This is a genomic window from Xanthomonas sp. SHU 166, assembly GCF_000364685.1.
GTDB classification, from domain to species: Bacteria; Pseudomonadota; Gammaproteobacteria; order Xanthomonadales; family Xanthomonadaceae; genus Xanthomonas_A; species Xanthomonas_A sontii.
This window is the reverse complement of the sequence record NZ_AQOJ01000443.1, coordinates 1-3,053: the sequence shown is the minus strand read 5'-3', so window position 1 is coordinate 3,053 and position 3,053 is coordinate 1. Positions and strand designations below refer to the sequence as shown.

Genomic DNA, 3,053 nt, shown 5'->3' with positions numbered 1-3,053 from the left:
GGCGGGCGGCGGAGTCGGCACCGTCGACGCTGCAGGTACAGGTGCGGGCGCTGCCGGCGCCGGCGCCGTCACCGCCGCGGACGGATGCGCAGTCGGCTCCGGTGCCGGCTTGCTCTTGGGCAGGTATTCGCTCATCAGCTGGAAGAAGCGCTTGTAGAAGTCGCCGTCCTGCACCGTACTGCTGGCGACCCGCACCATCGAGTCGTCGCTGCTGCCGATCGGCAGGGACACCGAGCCGAGCACGCCGACGCCGACGCTGGCCGAGGTCGGGCTCTTCTTCAGCGCATAGCGGTCCTGCAAGGCACTGACGAACACCCAGGATTCGTCCTGCCCGTGCGCGACGCAGGACACGCGCAGTTCCAGTTGCTCATGCAACTCGTCGCTGGGCTGGAAGTTCTTGGTGCCTTCCACCGCATCGGCGGTGGCCTTGGAGACCACGTAGCCCTGGCTCAGCAGCGCGCGCCGCGCCGATTCGCAGGCCTGCGCCGGCTGCACCGGGTAGTTGCGCGAATAGGTGTTGTCGGAATTGAAGGTCTCTTTCACCAGGCCGTCCTGCTTGCGCGCGAAACAGCCGCTCAGGCCGATCGCGATCAGCGCGAGCGCGGGAATGGCGAGAACCTTGGAGGGAGCGGACATAGGCCGTTGACCGGAGAGAGGGAACCGCGGCAAAGGATAGCCGCAAGCGCGTGGGCGCGGCCTTGACGCCACCGCGGCCGCTCATCCCGCGGTTAGCGAGATGGGCGATCTGCGCCGCCGCCGCGTCAGGCGGCGGCGGGTTCCAGCGCCAGGTCCACGCGCAGCAGGCCGCCGTGGCGATCGCGACGTTCGGCGCGCAGGTAATGATGGGCGTCGAGCAGTGCCAGGGTCGGCGGCACCGCCAGCGGCTCGCCCCACAGGCTCAGCAGGAAGCCACGCGCGCGCAGCCAGTCGAGCAGCCGCAGCAGGCCGTCCAGGTCGCGCGGCAGCAGCAGGTCGACATCGCCGGGCAGGCGCGGTGCCGCCGCCGGATCCGCCAGCCAGCGCGGATAGCTGCCGTGCAGCGCAAAGACGAAACCGTCGGCGTGCAGCGCCTCCAGCAACTGCGCGGTGCCCGCCAGGTCGATGCGCTGGCGCCGGTGCTGGAAGATCAGCGCGTACTCGTGGCTGCGGTCGCTGCGGGTGTCGCCGGGCGCTAGCGGCTGCGCGGTCTCGCGCGGGTAGCACAGCACCCGCTCGGGACAGGGCGCGAACAGGCTGCCCAGGATCCGCGCCAGGTCCCAGGCCTGCGGCACCGTGGCCGCGCCAAGTTGGACGTTCTCCACCATCGCGATGCAGAAGCCATCCTCGCGCAGGTGGCGGCGGACTCCATGGAACACCGCGCGCAGGCCGTGCAGATAGGCGGCGTAGTCGGCACTGGCGTAGAGCTGGTCGGGCCCCGCCTCAGCCGGCCAGGCACAGCCGAAGTACGGCACGTTGGTCAGGCACAGGTCCACCGGCGCGGATGGCGCGTAGTGCGGCAAGCTGCCGTCCAGCACCTCGGCGTGCAGGCCCAGCCGCTGCAGCCGTTCGCGCGCCAGCCGCGCACGCGCCGCGTCGATCTCCAGGCCGATGCCGTGGCGCCCTTCCAGTTCCGCCGCGAGCAAGGTGCTGCCGAAGCCGCAGAACGGATCCAGCACACGCTCGCCCGGCGCGCTGAAGTGGCGCACGAACGGACGCATCTGCCCGACCCAGCCGCAGTCGCGCGCGCCCAGCGGATCGCGCTGGCGCAGGTCCTCCGGCAGCCGATGTTGCGGCGGATCCGGCTGCGGCGTCCACCAGCTGCGGCTATCCATGCGACGCCCGCCACAGCAGATCGCGGTCCGGCTGCCAGCCGGCGCACAGCCGGCCGTCGGCGAAGAACACCAGCTTGTAGATGTCGCCGCTGTCGTGGCGCGCGTGCATCGCCCCGTAGTCGGAGGTCTCGAACACCACCTCCATGCCGTCGGCGGTGGCCAGGCGCAGGTTCCAGAAGTAGTAGCCCTCGGTGATCTGCAGCGGCTGCAATTCGCGCCACCACGGCGCGGCCATGCAGGCGCCGAGCACCTGCTCCACCGCGACCCGCGCCTGCGTGAGATAGCGTGCGGTGCCGCCATCGCGGTAACCGTCGCCGAGCCGGGAGAATTCGCGGAAGATCACCGTACGTGCCCCGCAGGCGCGCGCCCAGTCCAGGTAGGCCGCGACGCCGTCGGCATCGGCGACGCCACCGTGCTGCAGGATGCACACCAGGCGCAACGGCAGCGCTTCGGCGATGCGTTGCGCAGTGGCGACGAACACGTCCGCATCGGCGATCGCCTCGCCGGGGCGGAAACGCATGATCGCATCGTTCTGCACCTGCTGCGGATGGTGCCGCGACAGCTCGATCCACGACAGACCGAAGCGCTGCAACGCCTGCAGCAAGACCTCACCGTGGCCGCGGGCGAAACCGGCGCCGTTGCTGTACAGCACCCGCTGTTCGACCAGCAGTCCCTCGCGCTCGGCCGTGCCCAGGGTCTGCAGCAGCTCCACGAACCAGGCTTCGTCGTCGGTCATCTCCAGCCCCGACAGCGAATGCGACAGCGGCAGCCCGCGCAGCTGCGCCAATGCCTGACGCAGTTGCGCGAAGTAGTCCGGCGGCGGCCGCAGGCTGGCCGCGGCGGTGCCGCCGGCCTGCGGCCGCAGGGTTTCCGAGCAGAAACGGCAGCGCGCCGAACACGGCCGCACCGATGCGTAAGGGGTGAAGGTCACCGGCTGCGCGACGCGGTAGTCGCGCGCGCCGATGCGCTGCTGGCGCCAGCGCGACGCATCGGCAACGGCCGGCACCCGCCATTCCAGATGCGGGGTGCTGGCGCGCAGCGCGGCGAACAGCGGCGAACCGCCGCTCAATGGCGGCGGACTCGGCAGGGACGCGTCCATGGTCGCCTCCTACAGGCGCGCGGCGTTCGCGCGCTCGCGTACCTCGGCGAAGGTCCAGTCGTGCAGCAGGCGGCCGTTCTCCCACACGGTGACCATCGCATCGTCGTAACCGGCCGGGCCGGCGACCGCTTCGGCCGACACCG

The 3,053-nt window shown here is 71.1% G+C and carries 3 protein-coding genes; all 3 read right to left on the bottom strand.

Going from position 1 to position 3,053, the window contains the following annotated elements; translation table 11 throughout:
• On the bottom strand, positions 1-636 hold a 636-nt coding region (locus tag D180_RS12000; RefSeq protein ID WP_017912985.1), incomplete at its 3' end, for a DUF2242 domain-containing protein.
• Between the two features lie 125 nt (positions 637-761).
• On the bottom strand, positions 762-1,811 hold the full coding sequence (locus D180_RS11995) for a DNA methyltransferase (RefSeq protein WP_017912984.1): 1,050 nt from the start codon (positions 1,809-1,811) through the stop codon (positions 762-764).
• Complete coding sequence (locus D180_RS11990; RefSeq protein WP_043090884.1) at positions 1,804-2,910, bottom strand: hypothetical protein; 1,107 nt, start codon at positions 2,908-2,910, stop codon at positions 1,804-1,806. Before D180_RS11990 ends, D180_RS11995 begins: the two co-directional genes overlap by 8 nt.
• Between the last annotated feature and the right edge of the window lie 143 nt (positions 2,911-3,053).